The organism is Antrihabitans auranticaus (genome assembly GCF_016481275.1).
In the GTDB taxonomy this organism is placed as follows: domain Bacteria; phylum Actinomycetota; class Actinomycetes; order Mycobacteriales; family Mycobacteriaceae; genus Antrihabitans.
The window spans coordinates 43,467-62,030 of the sequence record NZ_JAEMNW010000003.1; the positions used below are offsets into that span (position 1 = coordinate 43,467).

At 64.3% G+C, this 18,564-nt stretch carries 20 protein-coding genes; 12 read left to right on the plus strand and 8 right to left on the minus strand.

Annotation, left to right across the window (positions count from 1 at the left end; genetic code table 11):
* The first annotated feature begins 3 nt into the window (after positions 1-3).
* From ipdA to JGU72_RS14450, 5 genes are read left to right on the plus strand one after another with little or no spacing between them, the layout of a single operon-like run.
* Entirely contained in the window at positions 4-870 is an 867-nt protein-coding gene (gene ipdA / locus JGU72_RS14430) for a cholesterol ring-cleaving hydrolase subunit IpdA (protein ID WP_233532525.1), read from the plus strand.
* Complete coding sequence (locus JGU72_RS14435; RefSeq protein WP_199684684.1) at positions 867-1,616, plus strand: CoA-transferase subunit beta; 750 nt, start codon at positions 867-869, stop codon at positions 1,614-1,616. The genes ipdA and JGU72_RS14435 overlap by 4 nt, the downstream gene beginning before the upstream one ends.
* Positions 1,613-2,695, plus strand: coding sequence for an NAD(P)H-dependent flavin oxidoreductase (locus JGU72_RS14440; RefSeq protein WP_199684685.1), 1,083 nt, complete (start codon positions 1,613-1,615; stop codon positions 2,693-2,695). The genes JGU72_RS14435 and JGU72_RS14440 overlap by 4 nt, the downstream gene beginning before the upstream one ends.
* Complete coding sequence (locus JGU72_RS14445) at positions 2,692-3,357, plus strand: Rossmann-fold NAD(P)-binding domain-containing protein (protein ID WP_233532475.1); 666 nt, start codon at positions 2,692-2,694, stop codon at positions 3,355-3,357. The genes JGU72_RS14440 and JGU72_RS14445 overlap by 4 nt, the downstream gene beginning before the upstream one ends.
* The gene (locus tag JGU72_RS14450) at positions 3,354-4,499 is read left to right on the plus strand and encodes a metallophosphoesterase (RefSeq protein WP_199684686.1); all 1,146 of its coding nucleotides are present in this window, start codon (positions 3,354-3,356) and stop codon (positions 4,497-4,499) included. The genes JGU72_RS14445 and JGU72_RS14450 overlap by 4 nt, the downstream gene beginning before the upstream one ends.
* Before the next feature lie 40 nt (positions 4,500-4,539).
* On the opposite strand, the gene JGU72_RS14455 is transcribed toward JGU72_RS14450, so the two are convergent.
* Positions 4,540-5,085 carry a hypothetical protein gene (locus JGU72_RS14455; RefSeq protein ID WP_199684687.1) on the minus strand — a complete coding sequence of 182 codons (546 nt, stop codon included), beginning with the start codon at positions 5,083-5,085 and terminating at the stop codon, positions 4,540-4,542.
* 170 nt (positions 5,086-5,255) lie between these two features.
* On the opposite strand from JGU72_RS14455, the gene JGU72_RS14460 reads away from it, so the two are divergent.
* Complete coding sequence (locus tag JGU72_RS14460; RefSeq protein WP_199684688.1) at positions 5,256-5,630, plus strand: PLD nuclease N-terminal domain-containing protein; 375 nt, start codon at positions 5,256-5,258, stop codon at positions 5,628-5,630.
* A gap of 43 nt (positions 5,631-5,673) precedes the next feature.
* Complete coding sequence (locus JGU72_RS14465) at positions 5,674-7,356, plus strand: HNH endonuclease signature motif containing protein (RefSeq protein ID WP_199684689.1); 1,683 nt, start codon at positions 5,674-5,676, stop codon at positions 7,354-7,356.
* On the opposite strand, the gene JGU72_RS14470 is transcribed toward JGU72_RS14465, so the two are convergent.
* Genes JGU72_RS14470 through JGU72_RS14485 form a run of 4 tightly spaced genes read right to left on the minus strand, consistent with a single transcriptional unit; the run spans position 7,353 to position 11,120 of the window.
* Positions 7,353-8,501, minus strand: a complete 1,149-nt coding sequence (locus JGU72_RS14470; RefSeq protein WP_199684690.1) for an acetyl-CoA C-acetyltransferase — start codon at positions 8,499-8,501, stop codon at positions 7,353-7,355. The two genes, JGU72_RS14465 and JGU72_RS14470, sit on opposite strands and share 4 nt — an antisense overlap.
* An 11-nt stretch (positions 8,502-8,512) precedes the next feature.
* Entirely contained in the window at positions 8,513-9,136 is a 624-nt protein-coding gene (locus tag JGU72_RS14475; protein WP_374101116.1) for a TetR/AcrR family transcriptional regulator, read from the minus strand.
* A 2-nt stretch (positions 9,137-9,138) separates the two neighbouring features.
* A complete protein-coding gene (locus tag JGU72_RS14480) occupies positions 9,139-9,936 on the minus strand; it encodes an SDR family oxidoreductase (RefSeq protein WP_199684692.1) in 798 nt (265 codons plus the stop codon).
* Entirely contained in the window at positions 9,933-11,120 is a 1,188-nt protein-coding gene (locus tag JGU72_RS14485) for an acyl-CoA dehydrogenase family protein (protein ID WP_199684693.1), read from the minus strand. Before JGU72_RS14485 ends, JGU72_RS14480 begins: the two co-directional genes overlap by 4 nt.
* A gap of 60 nt (positions 11,121-11,180) precedes the next feature.
* Here JGU72_RS14485 and JGU72_RS14490 point away from each other — a divergent pair, with 60 nt between their 5' ends.
* The 5 genes from JGU72_RS14490 to JGU72_RS14510 are packed head-to-tail and all read left to right on the plus strand — an operon-like array spanning position 11,181 to position 16,819.
* On the plus strand, positions 11,181-12,749 hold the full coding sequence (locus tag JGU72_RS14490) for a FadD3 family acyl-CoA ligase (protein WP_307828449.1): 1,569 nt from the start codon (positions 11,181-11,183) through the stop codon (positions 12,747-12,749).
* On the plus strand, positions 12,746-13,597 hold the full coding sequence (locus JGU72_RS14495) for an enoyl-CoA hydratase (RefSeq protein ID WP_199684694.1): 852 nt from the start codon (positions 12,746-12,748) through the stop codon (positions 13,595-13,597). Before JGU72_RS14490 ends, JGU72_RS14495 begins: the two co-directional genes overlap by 4 nt.
* Positions 13,597-14,736: an acyl-CoA dehydrogenase family protein gene (locus JGU72_RS14500; RefSeq protein ID WP_199684695.1), complete on the plus strand. Its 1,140-nt coding sequence runs from the start codon at positions 13,597-13,599 to the stop codon at positions 14,734-14,736. Before JGU72_RS14495 ends, JGU72_RS14500 begins: the two co-directional genes overlap by 1 nt.
* Positions 14,733-15,722: an acyl-CoA dehydrogenase family protein gene (locus JGU72_RS14505; protein WP_199684696.1), complete on the plus strand. Its 990-nt coding sequence runs from the start codon at positions 14,733-14,735 to the stop codon at positions 15,720-15,722. Before JGU72_RS14500 ends, JGU72_RS14505 begins: the two co-directional genes overlap by 4 nt.
* Complete coding sequence (locus tag JGU72_RS14510) at positions 15,719-16,819, plus strand: acyl-CoA dehydrogenase family protein (protein ID WP_199684697.1); 1,101 nt, start codon at positions 15,719-15,721, stop codon at positions 16,817-16,819. The genes JGU72_RS14505 and JGU72_RS14510 overlap by 4 nt, the downstream gene beginning before the upstream one ends.
* Here the strand turns inward: JGU72_RS14510 and JGU72_RS14515 are convergent.
* The 3 genes from JGU72_RS14515 to JGU72_RS14525 are packed head-to-tail and all read right to left on the minus strand — an operon-like array spanning position 16,786 to position 18,517.
* Positions 16,786-17,661, minus strand: a complete 876-nt coding sequence (locus tag JGU72_RS14515) for an SCO6745 family protein (RefSeq protein WP_199684698.1) — start codon at positions 17,659-17,661, stop codon at positions 16,786-16,788. The two genes, JGU72_RS14510 and JGU72_RS14515, sit on opposite strands and share 34 nt — an antisense overlap.
* A 23-nt stretch (positions 17,662-17,684) precedes the next feature.
* Positions 17,685-18,068 (minus strand): DUF5313 family protein, encoded by a 384-nt coding sequence (locus JGU72_RS14520; protein ID WP_199684699.1) that lies wholly within the window; start codon positions 18,066-18,068, stop codon positions 17,685-17,687.
* The gene (locus JGU72_RS14525; RefSeq protein ID WP_199684700.1) at positions 18,065-18,517 is read right to left on the minus strand and encodes a MarR family winged helix-turn-helix transcriptional regulator; all 453 of its coding nucleotides are present in this window, start codon (positions 18,515-18,517) and stop codon (positions 18,065-18,067) included. The genes JGU72_RS14520 and JGU72_RS14525 overlap by 4 nt, the downstream gene beginning before the upstream one ends.
* Positions 18,518-18,564: the final 47 nt, after the last annotated feature.

Genomic DNA, 18,564 nt, shown 5'->3' on the forward strand with positions numbered 1-18,564 from the left:
AGAATGACCCTCGACGACGTCGTGGCGCAGCTACGCAGCGGAATGACGATCGGCATCGGCGGCTGGGGTTCGCGCCGAAAGCCGATGGCTCTCATCCGCGCAATTCTGCGCTCCGACCTCACGGACCTCACCGTTGTCACCTACGGCGGACCCGACCTGGGCCTGCTGTGCTCTGCCGGAAAGGTGAAGAAGGTCTACTACGGCTTCGTCTCGCTGGACTCGGCACCGTTCTACGACCCGTGGTTCGCCAAGGCCCGGACGACCGGAGCTATCGAGTCCCGCGAGATGGACGAAGGCATGGTCAAGTGCGGCCTCGAAGCCGCTGCGGCTCGATTGCCTTTCCTCCCGATCCGCGCCGGGCTCGGTTCCGACGTCCTCAATTTCTGGGGCGACGAGCTCAAAACCGTTGTGTCCCCGTATCCGGACGAGTCCGGCACCCCCGAGACGCTGGTCGCGATGCCGGCGTTGAAACTCGATGCCGCACTGGTTCATCTGAACATCGGCGACAAGCACGGCAACGCCGCTTACACGGGCGTCGACCCCTACTTCGACGACCTGTTCTGCATGGCCGCAACTCAGCGGTTCGTCAGCGTCGAGCGGATCGTCGAGACGGACGAACTGGTGAAAGCCGTTCCGCTGCAAGCTCTTCTGCTAAACCGAATGCTGGTCGACGGCGTAGTCGAAGCGCCCGGCGGAGCGCATTTCACCCTCGCCGGAGACAGCTACGGTCGCGACGAGAAGTTCCAGCGTCACTACGCGGAATCCGCGAAGGACCCCGAGTCGTGGCAACAGTTCGTCGACACCTATCTGTCGGGTAGTGAAGAGGACTACCAGGCAGCAGTCGCACGGTTTACGGAGGCGAACTCATGAGCACGGCTACTCGCGCGGAGATCTGCGCCATCGCCTGCGCCGAAATATTCAGCGGCGCCGGCGAAATAATGGCAAGTCCAATGGCCCCGATGGCGTCGATCGGCGCCCGCCTCGCGCGCCTCACAACTGAACCCGACCTGCTCCTCTCCGACGGCGAAGCGCTGCTTCTGGCAGACACTCCCGCACTGGGCGCGAAGGCACCGATCGAAGGATGGATCCCTTTCCGGAAGGTGTTCGACGTGGTCGCTTCCGGGCGCCGCCACGTCGTCATGGGCGCGAACCAGATCGACCGGCACGGTAACCAGAACCTCTCCGCTTTCGGTCCGTTGCAGCATCCGACCCGCCAGATGTTCGGCGTCCGCGGGGCGCCCGGAAACACGATCAACCACGCGACCAGTTATTGGGTGCCAAAGCATTCCGCACGAATCTTCTGCAACCAAGTCGACATTGTCTCCGGTGTCGGCTACGACAAGGTCGATCCGGCGAACCCCGCATTCAAGTACCTGAACGTGCATCGCGTCGTCAGCAACCTCGGCGTTTTCGACTTCGGCGGACCCGACAAAACCATGCGCGCGCTGTCTTTGCACCCGGGCGTCGAAGCGGACGAGGTCGCGCAGAACACCGGATTCGAAATCACCGGATTGGCCGAGGCGGGCAAGACACGGCAACCTACCGACGAAGAACTGCGACTTATCCGCGAGGTCATCGACCCTCGCAGCGTCCGTGATCGAGAGGTACCGGCATGACTGAGTTACGCACTGCCCTAACAGAGTTGGTGGGAATCAAGCATCCGGTCGTCCAGACCGGCATGGGTTGGGTCGCGGGGCCACGACTTGTCGCAGCCACGGCTAATGCCGGTGGTCTGGGAATTCTTGCATCGGCGACAATGACTTTCGACGAACTCGAAGCTGCCGTCGCCAAGACGAAGACGCTCACCGACAAGCCGTTCGGCGTCAACATCCGAGCCGACGCAACAGATGCCCGTGCGCGGATCGATTTATTGATACGTGAACAGGTTCGCGTCGCCTCGTTCGCACTGGCGCCCAAGGCCGATCTGATTTCGCGACTCAAAGACGCTGGTGTAGTGGTGGTCCCGTCGATCGGTGCAGCAAAGCACGCGGTCAAGGTTGCGTCCTGGGGCGCAGATGCGGTGATCGTGCAGGGCGGCGAAGGCGGCGGGCACACCGGACCGGTGGCGACGACACTTCTGCTTCCTTCGGTTCTCGATGCCGTCGACATTCCGGTCGTCGCGGCCGGCGGATTCTTCGACGGTCGCGGGCTGGCCGCCGCACTCGCTTACGGGGCGGCAGGCGTGGCGATGGGCACCCGGTTCTTACTGACGCAGGAGAGCACCGTCCCGGATTCGGTGAAGCAGGAGTACCTCGCGCGGGGCCTGCAGGACACGACCGTCACCCGCAAGGTCGACGGTATTCCGCACCGCGTGCTCAACACCGAACTGGTCGAAAAGCTGGAGCACTCGGGCAGCACGCGCGGACTCGTCGCCGCGGTGGGGAATGCGGCCAAGTTCAAGAAGATGACCAAGATGAAGTGGACGAACATCGTCCGCGACGGATTGGCCATGCGAAAAGGCAAGGAGCTCACCTGGTCCCAGGTCGTGATGGCTGCCAACACGCCGATGTTGCTGCGGGCTGGACTCGTCGAGGGCAATACCCACGCCGGTGTACTGGCGTCCGGACAGGTCGTCGGCATGCTGGACGACCTGCCGTCGTGCCACGACCTGATCGAAGGAATCGTCGCCGACGCCGTCGAGCGAATCGAGCAAATGCAGCAGACGATCGCGGAGTCGCGCACAATTGCGCCATGAAGGTACTGCTCTTCGGTGGCACGGGAATGGTCGGTCAGGGCGCGCTTCGGGAATGCTTGGTCGATGACCGAGTGACGGATGTGCTCGCGGTCGGCCGGTCACCGGTCGACCAGAACCATGCCAAGCTGCATCAGCTGCTCCACAAGGACCTGCTGGACCTCACGGCTATCGAGAGCGACCTCGCAGGCTACGACGCGTGCCTGTTCTGCCTGGGCATTTCGTCGTTCAGAATGTCCGAAGACGACTATCGTCGCGTCACGTACGAGTACGCACTGTCCGTCGCGCGTACGTTGACAAAGTTGAACCCGGGCAGCGTCTTCGAGTACGTCTCCGGCGCCGGCACCGATAGTTCCGAGTCGGGCCGCCAGATGTGGGCAAGGGTCAAAGGCAAAACCGAGAACGATCTGCTCGCACTGTCGTTGGACGCGTACATGCTCCGGCCCGGAATTATCCAGCCGCAGAACGGCATCAAGTCCAAGACCCGTCTGTACAGCGCGGCCTACACGGCAGCCAAGCCCCTACTGGGTGTACTGAAGCGTGTCTCGCCCAACACCGTCATCACCAACGAAGAACTCGGTCGGGCGATGATCGCGATCGCCGCCTACGGCGCGCCTGAACGAGTACTGGAGATGAAGGACCTCCGCGCCGTCATCGCGCGATGATCCGATTTCTCGGCTTTGCGATCGTTCTTGCCGCTGTCCACTATTGGCTGCATCGGCGGTTGGTGCGCGCCACCGAGTTGCAAGGCCGCCCGAAGCTGCTAGCCGATGGCGCACTCATCGTGCTATGGCTGCTCGCCGTCGTAGGTGTCGGCAGTGGCGAGGTGTTTTCCACGGCGTGGGCACGACCGCCGGGGTTTGTCGGTTGGGTATGGCTGGCCGCGGTGTTCTATCTCGTACTCGGTAGCGCGGTTGTCGGCCTGATTGTGTTGGGCGCGAGGTTAGCTCGCGTGCAGGCAGTGAGCCCGACCGATCCGCGACGACGGACGATTCTGCGCGCAGCCGGAGCAGGTGTCGTCGTATCAGCCTTGGCAGCAATGGGATACGGCGTCTGGGAAGCCGCCACGCCACGGGTCGTTCGCGCTCGAATCCCTCTCGCTCGGCTCCCAGAGGAGTTCAGCGGCTTACGGATTGCGCTCATTTCGGATTTGCACGTAGGCCCGGCTCGGGGACGCGGATTCACCGAAAAGGTTGTGCGGTTGGTCAACTCGGAACACCCGGACTTGATCGCGATCGCAGGTGACCTGGTCGACGGCACTGTCGCGAAGGTCGGGCGCGACCTGGAGCCGCTGGCCGACTTGGTTGCACCGCTGGGTGTCTACGGGGTCGCGGGCAATCATGAGTTCTACGCCGACGACGGTGGGGCGTGGATGAATTTCTGGGAGACCCTCGGCGTTGAGCCGCTTCGAAATTCGCGAGCCGAAGTGGTCCGAAACGGAGCCGTCATCGATATCGCCGGCGTCTACGACATCACCGCCCCGGCACCGTACGAGCCGGACATGGATGCGGCGCTAGCCGGGCGCGATGACAATCGCTTCGTGATCCTGCTGGCGCACCAACCGTTGCACGTCGAGGAAGCGTCGGAGCACAACGTCGACCTGCAACTGTCCGGACACACGCACGGCGGTCAAATGTGGCCGTTGCGAACAGTTGTGGCGCTGGTTCAGCCGACGGTGTCCGGGCTCGACCGCATCGGCAATACGGTCATCTACACGACCATCGGGGCCGGCGCGTGGGGACCGCCGGTCCGAGTCGGCGCGCCACCGGAGATTGCGATCCTCACACTCGTGCGCGCCGTCGACTGATTCTGCGTCTCATATAGCGCGCGTCACATATGGCGCTGCATCACATACCGATCGAGGTGCCACCGATCGGTGCGTCCTGGCCCCAGGTCGCCGCGATCTCGTCGAAGGTGGCGCCTTCCTTCGAGACGACCATCAGATAGTCCTCGAGCGTGCTCGACTCGAAGGTGATGAACACGACCGTGCCGCCATCGGCATTGGCGAGCTCGTAGTAGGTGTAGTAGCTGCCGTCGTCGAGCGTTGCCTCGGTCGGCGCCGTGAGATCCAGTGTGGCAAGAGCATTCTCGATGCCGCGCGGGTTGATGTAGGCGAAGACGTCGACGTAGACGTCGTCCGAGTCGACGCAGTTGATCGCAACATTTGCACCGCTGTCCTGCGACGGGTTGGTGTCGGCCGAGCACGATGCGCCGTGGTAGCCGAGGCTGGACGGCGAGGTCGGGAGCAGCTCCGGGAAGGCGTCGACGATCTCCTGAGCCTCACCCCAGGGAGCGCGCGGCGCGGCGTTCGCGACGCCGACGGTCGTGACTGCGGTGGCGCCGATGATGGCGGCGGCGACTGCGGAGCGGACGAGATTGCGGGTGGTGATCATTGGGGATGCCTCTCTGGGGCTTTGTTCTTGCTGTTGAGAGAAGCTTCGTGTGAGGCCCTGATTCGACCCTTAACAAATGCTTAATGACCCGATGTAACGCCGGCTCCGTTCTTTGCGAACCGTTAAACGGAATCCGCCTGCGCGCGGAATTGGGGAAGCTGGGGGTAGCCGTGCCGTACGTTCTTGTCGGGCTCATAACGCTTGCGCTGTGGGTGTATTGCGTTGTCGACGTCATCACGTGTCCCGAACACGCGACCAGGAATCTGCCGAAGATCGCGTGGCTGATCGTCGTCTTGATCATCCCGACGATCGGATCGATCCTGTGGCTCGTCGCTGGGCGACCGGTCGGCGGTCAGCGCATGTCCAACACCCGCTTCGGCGAATACGACCGGCCAGGTCGGCAGGTTGCGCAGAACCCCGAGGACGACGAGGCGTTCCTGCGGCGCCTACGCGAACGCGCCGAATCACAGCGCCGCGAAGCCCAGCGGCAAGAGGAGCAGCGCCAGCGTGACCAAGAGCGGCGGTGGAACAGCGGGGAGGGCTAGGAGCTAAGCATTTCTGTCGGTACCCGCACCTATAGTCGAACACATGAGCGAGGGCGGGGTGTGGGGGGCGGTGCGGGATGTGGAGTTGCTGGATGTCCTGCGTGATCGGCACCGGTCGGCGGCGATCGCTCAGTGCGGTGAGGTGGACGCGGTCACCGAGCTGTATCGGCGTCGCGTGGTGTGGGACCGCAACCGCGGGGTGAACGCCCGCGATGCCGGGGAAACCGCGGGGGTGGAAGCGGCGGCGGCGTTGCGGGTGACGGAGGGAGTGGCGAATTCGTTCATCGATGTCGGGTTGGCGTTGCAGGGGTTGCCGCTGACGCGGGCAGCGTTCGCGGTCGGGGATATCGATCTGGCGCGGGTGCGGGTGCTGGTGGAGTTGACGATGAACCTGTCGGCGGAGTTGATCGCCCGGTTGGAGGGACGGTTGGTGGATGCGGCGCGGTCGTCGAATCCGGGCCGGTTGCGGGTCAACGGGCGACGTTGGATCGCGGCGGCGGATCCGTCGGGGGAGAAGGGCCGCCGGGAGCGGCGGGTCGAGGATCGGGATGTGCGGGTGCGGGCCACCACGGATGGGATGGCGTTTCCGGACGGGTTGTTACCGGTCGGGGGTGCGCAGACGGTGGCGGCGCGGTTGGTGGAGTTGGCACAGGAGGTGTGTGGGAAGGATCCGCGGTCGTTTGCGCAGCGGCGCGCTGATGCGTTGGTGGTGTTGGCGGACGGGTCGGGCCGGTTGGTGTGTGGGTGTGGGCAGGGGGTGTCGTGTCCGGTGGCGGGGGTTGAGCCGGGTCCGGCGCGGAAGCCGTTGATTCAGGTGGGGGTGTCGGTGGAGACGTTGCTCGGGTTGCGGGAGTGGCCGGGGTATGTCGCGGGGTTGGGTGTGGTGGATGCGGATCTGGCGCGGATGTTGGCTGTGGACGGTCGGTGGGAATGGGTGATGGCGGCCATCGACGCGGCGGTGGAGCAGGAACGCACCGCCGGCGACCGCGCGGATTCGGTGAGACCAGCCACGGCGTGCGAGGACGCGACTCCCGCCGCACCGGCTGATCCGGTTCCGCAACCAGCGCGTCCGCGGACCGCTGCGGGCCGGGCGGTGGCGGCGGTCGGTTCGTGTGCGGGTTCGGGGGTGTGGGACGACCCGGAGTCACCGGGGGCGTTGCGGTACGAGTGGAGTGCCGGGTTGGCTCGCTGGATCCGGGCCCGCGATGGGACGTGCCGGTTCCCGGGATGCGTGGTGGCCGCGGCGCGGTGCGATATCGATCATTGCGAGCGGTACAACCACCGTCGGCCTCGCGCGGGTGGTCGCACGATCCGCAGCAACGGGGCGTGTTTGTGTCGTCGTCATCATCGGTTGAAGACCGCGGGTGAGAACGGGGGTAACGGGTGGCGGGTCCGTCAACTCGGTGACGGACGGTTGGAGTGGACGACCCCGACCGGTGAACTGATTGCGACCGAACCGACCGGGGCCGGGTTTCTCTGGCCGACAACAGAGATCGGTGAGGTCTGTCCGAAACCAGTCGAGGTGCCGGCAGCCGTGGGTGGCTGGGTCGTATGCTCCGACCCGACCTTGCTGCAGGAAATGAACCGGACCGGTATCACCGTGGAGGAGCAGCTGCGGTTCATGCTCGAGGTGGCGGGGGTGCAGGTGCGCCGCACACGCGTACAGCCCCAACCACCTACACCGGCAGAGGACCCACCCGACCCCGACGAACCCCCACCGTTCTAGAGGCGCTCAATGATCGTCGCGTTGGCGGTGCCGCCGCCCTCACAGATGGTGAGCAGTCCGTACCTGCCGCCAACCCGCTCGAGTTCGCTGAGCAAGCTGGCGAACAGCTTCGCGCCCGTGGCACCGAGAGGGTGACCGAGCGCAATGGCACCGCCGTTGACGTTGACCCGATCCGGATCTGCGCCAGTCTCTTTCAGCCACGCCAACACAACGGGCGCGAAGGCTTCGTTGATTTCGATGACGTCCATGTCGTCGATCGACAGACCGGTCTTGGCTAGCGCGTACTGGGTGGCGGGAATCGGCGCGCTCAGCATGAAGATCGGGTCGGCTCCACGCGCGCTCAGATGATGAATCCGCCCCCGAGGCGTCAGTCCATGATCCTTGACGGCCTGCTCGGACGCCAGCAGAGTCGTACTCGCACCGTCCGAAATCTGGCTCGCCACAGCAGCAGTCAACCGCCCACCTTCGACGAGAACCTTCAGGCCCGCCATCTTCTCCAACGTTGTTTCACGTGGACCCTCATCGGTGCGGAACTCCCCCACCGACACGATTTCCCGCTCGAAGCGACCTTCCCCTATGGCATTTCGCGCGCGATCGTGACTCCGAAACGCCCATCGCTCCATGTCCTCGCGGCTGATGTCCCACTTCTCTGCGATCATCTCGGCGCCGCGGAACTGCGAAACCTCTTGATCTCCATAGCGTTCGAGCCAGCCAACAGAACCTTTGGTCGGCGTCTCGAACCCGTACTGCTTGCCGACCACCATCGCGGACGCGATCGGAATCTGGCTCATGTTCTGCACACCACCGGCGAGGATCAGGTCGGCGGTGCCGCTCATGATCGCTTGCGCACCGAAGTGAATTGCCTGCTGGCTGGACCCGCACTGCCGGTCGACGGTGACACCGGGGATCTCTTCGGGCAGACCCGCCGCCAACCACGCCGTTCGGGCAATGTTCCCTGCCTGGGGTCCGATGTTGTCGACGCAGCCGAACACGACGTCATCGACCGCATTGGGGTCCAGCTGATTTCGGTCGATCACGCCGCGCAGAATGGTCGCGCCGAGGTCCGCCGGATGGACCGTCGACAAGGCGCCGCCCCGTTTACCTACCGCCGTACGTGCCGCGTCGACTATGAATGCTTCGGCCATGAGTTCATCTCCTACTTCGAACTTGTTTGTCGCAGATCAGTTTTAGCTACAGCGGGATTGGACAGCCCGTCCAACACGATTTCCAGGTATTGCTTCGCCACGGTCTGTGCGTTGAACGAGCCACCGGGCCGGTACCACCGGACCGCCACCCACACGGTGTCGCGGAGGAAGCGGTACACGAGTTCGACGTCGATGTCCGGGCGGAAGCTGCCGTCGCCCGCGCCGGTTTCCAGTACACCGAGCCACATCAAACGGAACTCGACGTTTCGCTCGTCGATGTAGGCGAATCGTTCGGAGTTGCGCAGTCGCTTCGCTTCCTCCTGGTAGATCGCCACCGCGGAATGCGACGCGTCGATCGCCTCGAACGACGCGACGACGAGTGCCTCCAACGTGTCGCGGGCACTTCGCCCCGATGCGACGATTTCTCGGTAGTTCGCGAACAGATCGTCAAGGAATCCGCGCAGGATCTCGTCGACCATCGACTCCTTCGAATCGAAGTGGTGATAGAGACTGCCGGACAGGATGCCGGCGGCGTCCGCGATGTCACGCACCGTAGTTGCGCGCATGCCACGCTCGGCGAACAGGCGCGCGGCGAGGTCGAGCAATTCGTCGCGCCTACTGGGAGTTTCGCTCACTGTCATGCCCTTTGACTGCTGATCGAGACCACTTCGCCCGTCAGATAACTTGTGTAATCACTGGCGAGCATCGCAATAGTCGCCGCGACCTCCCACGGTTGCGCCGCCCGCCCGAATGCCTCGTCTGCCGACAACCGGTCCAGCAGCTCTTCGGACGTCACCTTCGCCAAGAACGCGTGCTTCGCGATACTGGGCGCAACCGCGTTGATGCGGACACCGTATTCGGCGGCTTCTATTGCGCTACAACGTGTCAGCGCCATCACGCCCGCTTTGGCCGCCGCGTAGTGGGCCTGACTGTGCTGCGCGCGCCACCCGAGAACGCTCGCATTGTTGACGATCACGCCGCCATGTTCGACGCCGCGGAAGTACTTCAATGCCGCACGCGTGCAACGGAACGTGCCGTTGAGCGTGATGTCGATGACGCGGTCCCATTGCTCGTCGGTCATGTCGACAATGGGTGTTTCCCCGCCCAGTCCAGCGTTGTTGACGACGATGTCGACCCGGCCGAGCGCGTCGACCGCACCGTCGATGAGGCCGGCAACCTGTGCGGAGTCCGACACATCGCATGGCACAGCGGCAACACGTCGATCGGGAAAGCGCTCCACCAGTTCGGCACGCGTCGCCTCCAATCGCCTTTCATGCCAGTCGGATACGACTACGTCGGCACCCTCTGCAAGCATGCGTCGCGCCGTCGCCGAACCGATGCCGGTGCCCGCAGCGGCCGTAACCACGGCGACCCGGCCGGTAAGCAGGCCGTGCCCGGACGGTTCGTTGGGCGGAATCGACAGCGGACCGCTCACACTCTCACCTCTCTGGGAAGTCCGAGCACCCGCTCGGCAATGATGTTGCGCTGCACCTCGTTCGATCCGCCGTAGATCGTGTCGGCGCGGGTGAACAGGTACAACCGTTGCAATTCTTGCAGACCGCCGTTGTCGGCAGCGCCGTCGGCGATGAGCGACGACGCGCCCATCACCTCCATCGCAAGTTCGCCGAGACCGCGATGCCAGTTGGCCCACAACAACTTCGACACCGAAGCCGGACCTCCGCTGGTGCCAGCATCCACGTCGGCGAGTGTCCGCATCGCGTGTGCACGCATGACTCGCAGCCCGATCCACGCACGCGTCAATTTCGATCTGATCACGGGATCGTCGGCCGCCCCGTTTCTTTCCGCGAGCTCGACGATTTCCGACAGCTCTCGCGCGAACCCGATCTGCTGACCGAGCGTCGACACACCACGCTCGAAAGTCAATGTGCCCATCGCAATTCGCCAGCCATCGCCGGGATCGCCGACAACCAGGTCGGCGTCGGTGTGCGCGCCATCGAAGAAGACTTCGTTGAACTCCGACGTTCCGGTGAGTTGCACGATCGGCCGGATGTCCACGCCCGGCTGCCGCATCGGTACGAGCAAGTAGGACAGACCCTTGTGCCGGACGGATCCCGGTTCGGTGCGGGCGACCACGAAGCACCAGTCGGCGACGTGCGCCAGCGAGGTCCACACCTTTTGGCCATGGATCGTCCACTGGTCGCCGTCCAACCGGGCGGACGTCGATACCGCCGCGAGATCGGAGCCGGCGCCCGGTTCGGAATAGCCTTGGCACCACAGCTCCGACACAGACTTGATGCCGGGTAGGAACCTCTGCTTCTGCGCCTCGGTACCGAAGGCAATGAGTGTTGCTCCGAGCAGTTCCTCGCCCACGTGCGACACACGGGCCGGGGCGTTCGCCTTCGCGTACTCCTCGTGGAACAGCACCTGCTGACTCAAGGTCGCTTCGCGTCCGCCGTATTCCTTTGGCCAACCGAGACACGTCCACCCCGCAGCTGCGAGGTGCCTATCCCAGGCCAACCGGTCGTCGTGCGCCTCGTGCTCGCGACCCGGCCCACCCAGCCCACGTAGTTTCGCGAACTCGCCGGTGAGGTTGTCGGCGAGCCACTCGCGTATTGCCCTGGCGAATTCTTCGTCCGCACTCGGGCTGTCCTGGCTCATATCCACCCCTGTACGATAACCTACCAAGCACTTGCTTTGTAACACCGGCGAAGGAAGACCGTGACCGACAGCACCGCGCTGCAAACAACCGCGCCGCAAACAACCCCGGCGGCTCTGCACCGCGCTGCGACCGACTTCGGCGACGCGACAGCGATCGTCGACGGTCCAGTGCGGCTGACGTACGCCGAATTGCTCGACGAAGTGCGGGTGACAGCTCGCGCCCTGCTGGCACGCGGTATACGGCACGGCGACCGGATCGCCATCTGGGCGCCCAACACCCACCACTGGGTGATCGCCGCGCTCGCGACGCACTACGTCGGCGCGACTCTCGTACCGATCAACACGCGATACACCGGCGCCGAAGCCTTCGATCTCATCGACCGGACCGATGCCAAAGCCCTCTTCGTGGCCGGCAACTTTCTTGGCAAGGATCGGCTCGCCGACCTCCGCAGCGTCGCTGCCGAGCTGGACGTCGACACCGTCATCCGGATACCGCTCGACGACGAGCTCGGCCAGAGCAGCGACCTCGCCTGGACCGACCTCGAACAGTTCGCCCGCGCTGTCTCGCCGACCGACGCGGATGCCCGCGCCGCTCAGGTGTCGCCTGACGACATCGCCGACATCTTGTTCACATCCGGCACCACTGGGAAGAGCAAGGGCGCGATGTGCGCACACCGGCAGTCGCTCGGGGCATCGAAGGCATGGGCCGAATGCGGCCTTCTCGACGGCAACGACCGCTACCTCGTCATCAACCCGTTCTTCCACAGTTTCGGCTACAAGGCAGGCATTCTCGCGTGTCTCCAGACCGGAGCCGCGCTGTACCCACAGCTCGTCTACGACGTCGAGCAAGCGATGCGAACCGTGCAAGAGGCGCAGATTACTGTGCTGCCCGGTCCCCCGACGATCTATCAAACGATCCTCGACCACCCGCGCCGTGGCGAGTTCGATCTCAGTTCAATGCGTTTCGCGGTAACCGGCGCGGCGGTCATTCCCGTCGTTCTCATCGAGCGAATGCAGCAGGAATTGGATATCGACGTCGTACTGACGGCGTATGGGCTGTCGGAGGGCTCCGGTTTCGGCACCATGTGCAGAGCCGACGACGACGCGGTGACGGTCGCAACCACCAGCGGGCGCCCGATCGCCGATTTCGAGGTGCGGATCGACGAGAGCGGCGAGGTCCTGATGCGCGGACCCAATGTCATGATCGGCTATTTGGACGACCCCGAAAACACCTCGAGAGCAATCGATTCCGACGGGTGGCTGCACACCGGAGACATCGGGAAACTCGATGATCGCGGCAATCTCACCATCACCGATCGACTCAAAGATATGTACATCTGCGGCGGCTTCAACGTCTATCCGGCAGAGATCGAACAGGCACTCGCTCGACTCGACGGCGTTGCAGAGTCTGCTGTCATCGGAGTTCCCGATGAGCGGCTAGGTGAGGTTGGCAAGGCGTTCGTCGTCCGGAAGTCTGGGAGCACTGTCACCTCCGAACAGGTGGTCGCCTTCGCCAAACAAACGCTCGCCAACTACAAGATTCCCCGGGCCGTCGAGTTCATCGACGCACTGCCGCGAAACGCCGGCGGCAAGGTCCTCAAACGTCAACTGCGAGAGGAAGCATCATGACTGTCCCCGACGAGGGCGAAGTGGTCACCTACGAGAAGCGGGGAAAGATCGCTCTCGTTTCGCTGAACCGGCCGGACTACCGAAATGCGCAGAACTCGGTGATGACGTACGCGCTGGACGCTGCATTTCAACGCGCCGTCGACGATTCCGATGTCGCGGTAATCGTGCTGGCGGGCAACGGAAAGCATTTCAGCGCTGGCCACGACATCGGCACGCCGGGACGCGATCATCACGTCCACTACGACAACAAGGCGGTCATGTGGTGGGACCACGTCGACCGCCCCGGCGGCGATCAGCGGTACGCCCGCGAGATGGAGGTCTACCTCGGAATGTGCCGCCGCTGGCGGGAATTGCCGAAGCCTACGATCGCGATGGTTCAGGGCGCATGTATAGCCGGGGGGCTGATGCTCGCGTGGGTGTGCGACATGATCGTCGCATCCGACGATGCTTTCTTCTCCGATCCTGTTGTACGGATGGGTATTCCGGGTGTCGAATATTTTGCGCACCCCTGGGTGCTGGGTCCGCGCGCAGCCAAGGAAATTCTCTTCACCGGCGATCGATTCTCGGCCCAACGGGCGTACGAATGGGGCATGGTCAATCGTGTTGTGCCACGGGATGATCTAGAAACCGAGACCTTCGCGATCGCGGAGCGAGTCTCCGCCATGCCGCAATTCGGGCTCGCCCTGACCAAACGCGCCGTCAACCAGTGCGAAGACCAGATGGGCATGCGAAACGGAATGGATTCGGTATTCGGATTGCACCATCTCGCGCATGCGCACAACGCGGAAACAGGCGCCGATTCCCTCGGCGGCATGAACGCCAAGTCGATGAAAGATACTGCAAAATAATGAATCTCGATCTAGACGAGTCAACCGCCGCGTTTCGGAGCGAGGTTCGCGCGTTCCTTGCCGAGCACAAGCCAGCCACGCCGCTCCCGTCGATGGACACCCGGGCGGGGTTCGAGGCGCACCGCGAATGGGAACACACTCTCGCAGAAGCTCGGCTGTCGGTCGTCTCGTGGCCGAGCGAACTCGGCGGCAGAGACGCTTCACTGCTCGAATGGGTGCTGTTCGAGGAGGAGTACTACGCCGCGCAGGCACCGGGCAGAGTGAGCCAGAATGGCATCTTTCTGCTCGCACCAACGCTTTTCGAGCACGGCACACCTGAGCAGCTCGAGCGATTCCTGCCCCGCATGGCACGCGCCGACGACATCTGGGCACAAGCGTGGTCCGAACCCGAAGCCGGCAGCGACCTCGCCGGTATCCGGTCGACCGCGACTCGAACCGACGGCGGGTGGTTGCTGCACGGCCAGAAGACGTGGAGCTCACGAGCGAGCTACGCGGACTGGGGATTCGGCCTGTTTCGCAGCGACCCCGCGGCCGAGCGCCATCGCGGCCTCACATACTTCATGTTCCCGTTGACGGCGGAAGGCGTTACCGTACGGCCGATTCCGCAGCTCGACGGCGAGCCCGGTTTCGCTGAACTCTTCTTCGAGAACGTCTTCGTTCCGGATTCGGACGTGATCGGCGCCGTCGACAACGGTTGGCGCGTCGCCATGAGCACTTCCAGCAATGAGCGCGGCCTGTCCCTCCGCAGTCCGGGACGCTTCAACGCCGCGGCAGACCGCCTCGTCGAATTATGGCGAGAGACAGCCGATCCCAGCGACACCGGGATGCGCGATCGAGTCGTCGACGCGTGGATCGGCGCGCAGGCATATCGACTTCACACCCTGGGAACGGTGACGAGGCTCAGCGAAGGCGGCCAACTCGGTGCCGAATCGTCGGTGAACAAGATCTTCTGGTCTGAACTCGACGTCGCCCTGCACGAAACCGCGCTCGACCTCATGGGTCCGGATGCAGAACTCGCGACGGCGTGGTCGAGCAGCTACTTCTTCTCGCTCTCGGGACCGATCTACGCGGGTACCAACGAAATTCAACGAAACATCATCGCCGAGCGGCTACTCGGACTACCGAAGGCGGACCGATGAGATTTGCGCTCAGCGTCGAACAACGTGATTTCGCCGCAAGCCTGCGCGACCTCCTGGAGGGCGCAAAGACGCCGCAGGTGATTCGTGCGTGGGGCGGCGGCGACTCCGGACCGGGGCGAACTTTGCTTCGCCAACTCGCCGATGCCGGCGTGACGGGGCTTGCCGTCAACGAGGAACTCGGTGGCCTCGGCGCAACTGCTGTCGATCTCGCGGTCGCGTTCATCGAGGTCGGCCGAAGCGGTGCTCCGGGACCGCTGATCGAGACAGCTGCCGTCATACCTACTCTGTTGCAACAGCTTCCAGACGACACGCTGGCCCAGCGCTGGCTTCCTGAGATCGCGGAGGGGCGCGCGGTCGCTTCTGTTGCGCTACCGCCCCACGTCCCGCGGGCGTTGGATGCCGACGTCGCCGACGTCGTCTTCCGTGTCGAGGGCGAGCAGCTGGAGGAGGTCGAACCCGACCTGTTGGAGCGGTCGGTCGATGCGGCGCGGCGGGTCTTTACGGTAACCGGAGCCCGCACCGTCGCCGAAGGAGTCGACAGCGCACCCGCATTCGACATGGGTGTCCTCGCCTGCGCTGCCCAACTCCTCGGCGCCGGGCACGCCATGCTGGACATGACGACCGACTACGCGAAGAACCGCGTGCAGTTCGGTCGGCCGATCGGGCAGTTCCAGGCGGTAAAGCATCATCTCGCGGATGCCCTGGTCGGCATCGAGATGGCCACTCCGCTTCTCTACGGCGCGGCAATTGCATTGGGCAACAACGATCCCCATGCCAGCCGAGATGTGTCCTCGGCGAAAATTGCTTGCAGCGACGCCGCATACCTGGCAGCGCGCAAGGCCTTGCAAGTGCACGGCGCCATCGGCTACACAGCCGAGTACGACCTCTCACTCTGGCTGACGAAGGTCCGCGCACTTCAGGCTGCGTGGGGCACGGCGTCCGTGCACCGGGCACGCGTGGCGGAATCGCTGCGGAGTGTGTCATGAGCATCTTCTCGGAAGAGCAGTTGGAACTCGCCACTACCGTCCGCGGCTTGCTGGCGAAGCACTGCGGGCACGCGGCAGTACGGGCCACGATCGATTCCGATCTCGGCTACGACGAGAAGCTGTGGAACCTGCTGTGCCGCCAGGTCGGAGTCGCCGCGCTGGCGATTCCGGAGGAGTTCGGCGGTATCGGCGCGGGGCAGATCGAATCCGACCTCGTCATGGCAGAACTCGGCGCTGCCCTCGCGCCGACACCGATGCTCGGCTCGGTAATCCTCGGCGCGCAATCCATTCTGGCCATCGGCGACCACGAATGTTGCGAACGGCTGCTACCCGGCATTGCGGACGGCACGACGATCGCTGCCCTGTGCTGGGCGGGGCCGGATGGCTGGTCGCGTCCGGGGGTCGAGATTGTGGGCGGAAAGCTTTCGGGTGCTGCTCATTTCGTGCTCGATGCAGAGAATGCGGATGTCCTTGTCACTGTTGCGCGAGACGGCGCTGAGATTGTGTTCTTCGAAGTCGACCCGGCAGCTTCGGGCGTGACCCGCAGAACCGCGCGCGGGATGGACCCGACCCGGCGGTTCGGTGTCGTTTCGTTCGACTCGGCCGAAGGTCGTCGACTGAGCACCGCAGATCCGGGGGCGGTGCTCGACCGGATACGCGACGTTGCCGTCACCGCCTTGGCCGCCGAACAGGTCGGCGCGGCGGCACGGTGCCTCGACGAGACAGTCGCGTACACGAAGTCTCGCGTCCAGTTCGGACGACCCATCGGAAGTTTTCAAGCCCTCAAGCATCGGATGGCCGACCTCTACACGCTCGTGGAGACGGCACGCTCTGCGTCTTATGCGGCGACGGTGTCGCTCGCGAACGGTTCGCCGACCGCACACGAGGACGCTACCGTCGCCAAGGTCTACTGCTCGGAGGCATTCACGCAGGTTGCCGCGGACTCGATCCAACTACACGGCGGAATCGCGATCACCTGGGAACACGACGCACACCTGTATTTCAAACGGGCACACGGCGATTCGCAACTTTTCGGGCAGCCCGAGCAGTTCGTCCGCGCACATCAGCTCGGCCAGGTGCCGGCCGCCCAGGTCTGACCGAACGCATCACGCGGGAACACTCCCGAATCGATGACGGCAGTGTGAAGCTGCTCGGCGATCTCGAGCAGTCGGTCGAAGCCGGACTCGCCCAATGCTTCCCAGGGTGCGAGGCCGAGGTCGTCGGTGAGGTCCTCAGCCGCGGCGCGAATCTCGGTGCCGAGTTCGGTGAGATCGCCGGACTCGTCGAGAATCTCGCGATCGCGGAGCCCGGCCGCGGCGTCGTCCCACTGCTCCTGCGACCAACCGCGACGCGTGCGGCCGAACTTCGCCGTGAAGCCCTTGCCGGTCGAAATGTGCGTCATGAGCGCTTCGATGCCCGACAGCCCAACCACATTCAGAGCGATGATGTGGCCGTCGCCGCGATGCTCGCGCAGGAGCGTCATGGCGTGCCACAGCTGCAGGTGGGGCTCGTCCGGCCACGGGAGGTCCGCGTGCGCGGCAAAAAGTGGCCGGCCTTCGGGTTGGGCGGCGCGCGCTGCGATAGCGGCGAGGTCGGCAGCCTCGGCGAGGTCGGGAGATTCGATCTTGTCACCGAGCACTCGTCGGAGCACGGCATCGACGCCGCGATACCTCGCTTCGATGATGCGTTCCGGCGTGGCAAGGTCCCACGCGCGCGGGATGAAACCCCTGATCAGCTCCGGGTTGAAGTTGTAGAACGTAGCCGCCACGACGCTCGGCGCAACCCTGCCCATCGCGGCCGAGCGGGACGCGAAGTAGCACATCCCGCTCTTTTCGAGCCCGGCGTCGACGAGGCTGTCCGTCACCTCAGGGGCGAAATAGGACACGGCGTGCAGTGCATCGAGTGGCTTGGCATAGCGTCCGACCGCTGTGGCGTCCATGGTTGCACCGTACCCGCGGTCGGTCAGGCAGCCTGCTGACGCGGGTGCTGCGCCTCGTAGACGGCGCGCTCGGACGCTCGCCGAGCGGTGGTGGTCGCGTCTTCGAGATCGACCGGAAGTCCATGCAGCGCAAGTCGATGCGCCCGGTTCTGGTTTCGATACGCACCGCAATAGAACAGGGCGAGCAGCAGGGCCAGTAGGGTCATCGCACCACGGAGCGCGAGCGGCCCCGGGAAGAGCATGAACACCACGAAGATCGGCGCGAACGGCACCATGCCGCGAACGAGGTGTTTGGTGATCGCGAACCGGCCGGTCAGGTCGTTGCGGACCCAGTCGCGCATCTCGTCGGGCAACTTTCTCCCCCAGGCGTAGCCGAGCCATTGGATCGGGTTCGGGCGCTTGCTCATTTCGGGGTCCTTCCTAATGCGGCGTTGTTGACGCGGGTGAGGACCGCGTGCAGCTCTTCCAGGTCCGCGAGACTGACGCCGAGTCGGTCGACTACTGCCGGCGGGATTTCGAGAGCCTTCTCGCGGAGGGCGGTGCCTGAATCGGTCAGGTCGATCTGGAGATTTCGCTCGTCGCTGTCGCTGCGGCGGCGGGTGATGTAGCCGGCCGATTCCAAGCGCTTGAGCAGCGGAGACAGCGTGGGGGAATCGAGCTGGACCGCCTCGCCGATCGCCTTCACCGACATCGGCGCTTCGCCCCAGAGCGCGAGCATCACCAAGTATTGCGGGTGCGTGAGGCCGAGAGGTTCGAGGAGGGGCCGGTAGATGCCGAGCACCGATCGATTCGCCACAGCGAGGGCAAAGCAGACCTGACGCTCGAGCTGGAGGGGGTCGTCTGTCGTCGTAACCACGGATTGAGGTTAGCACGAATAGTTAGTGCATTAACTATTAACGTGGC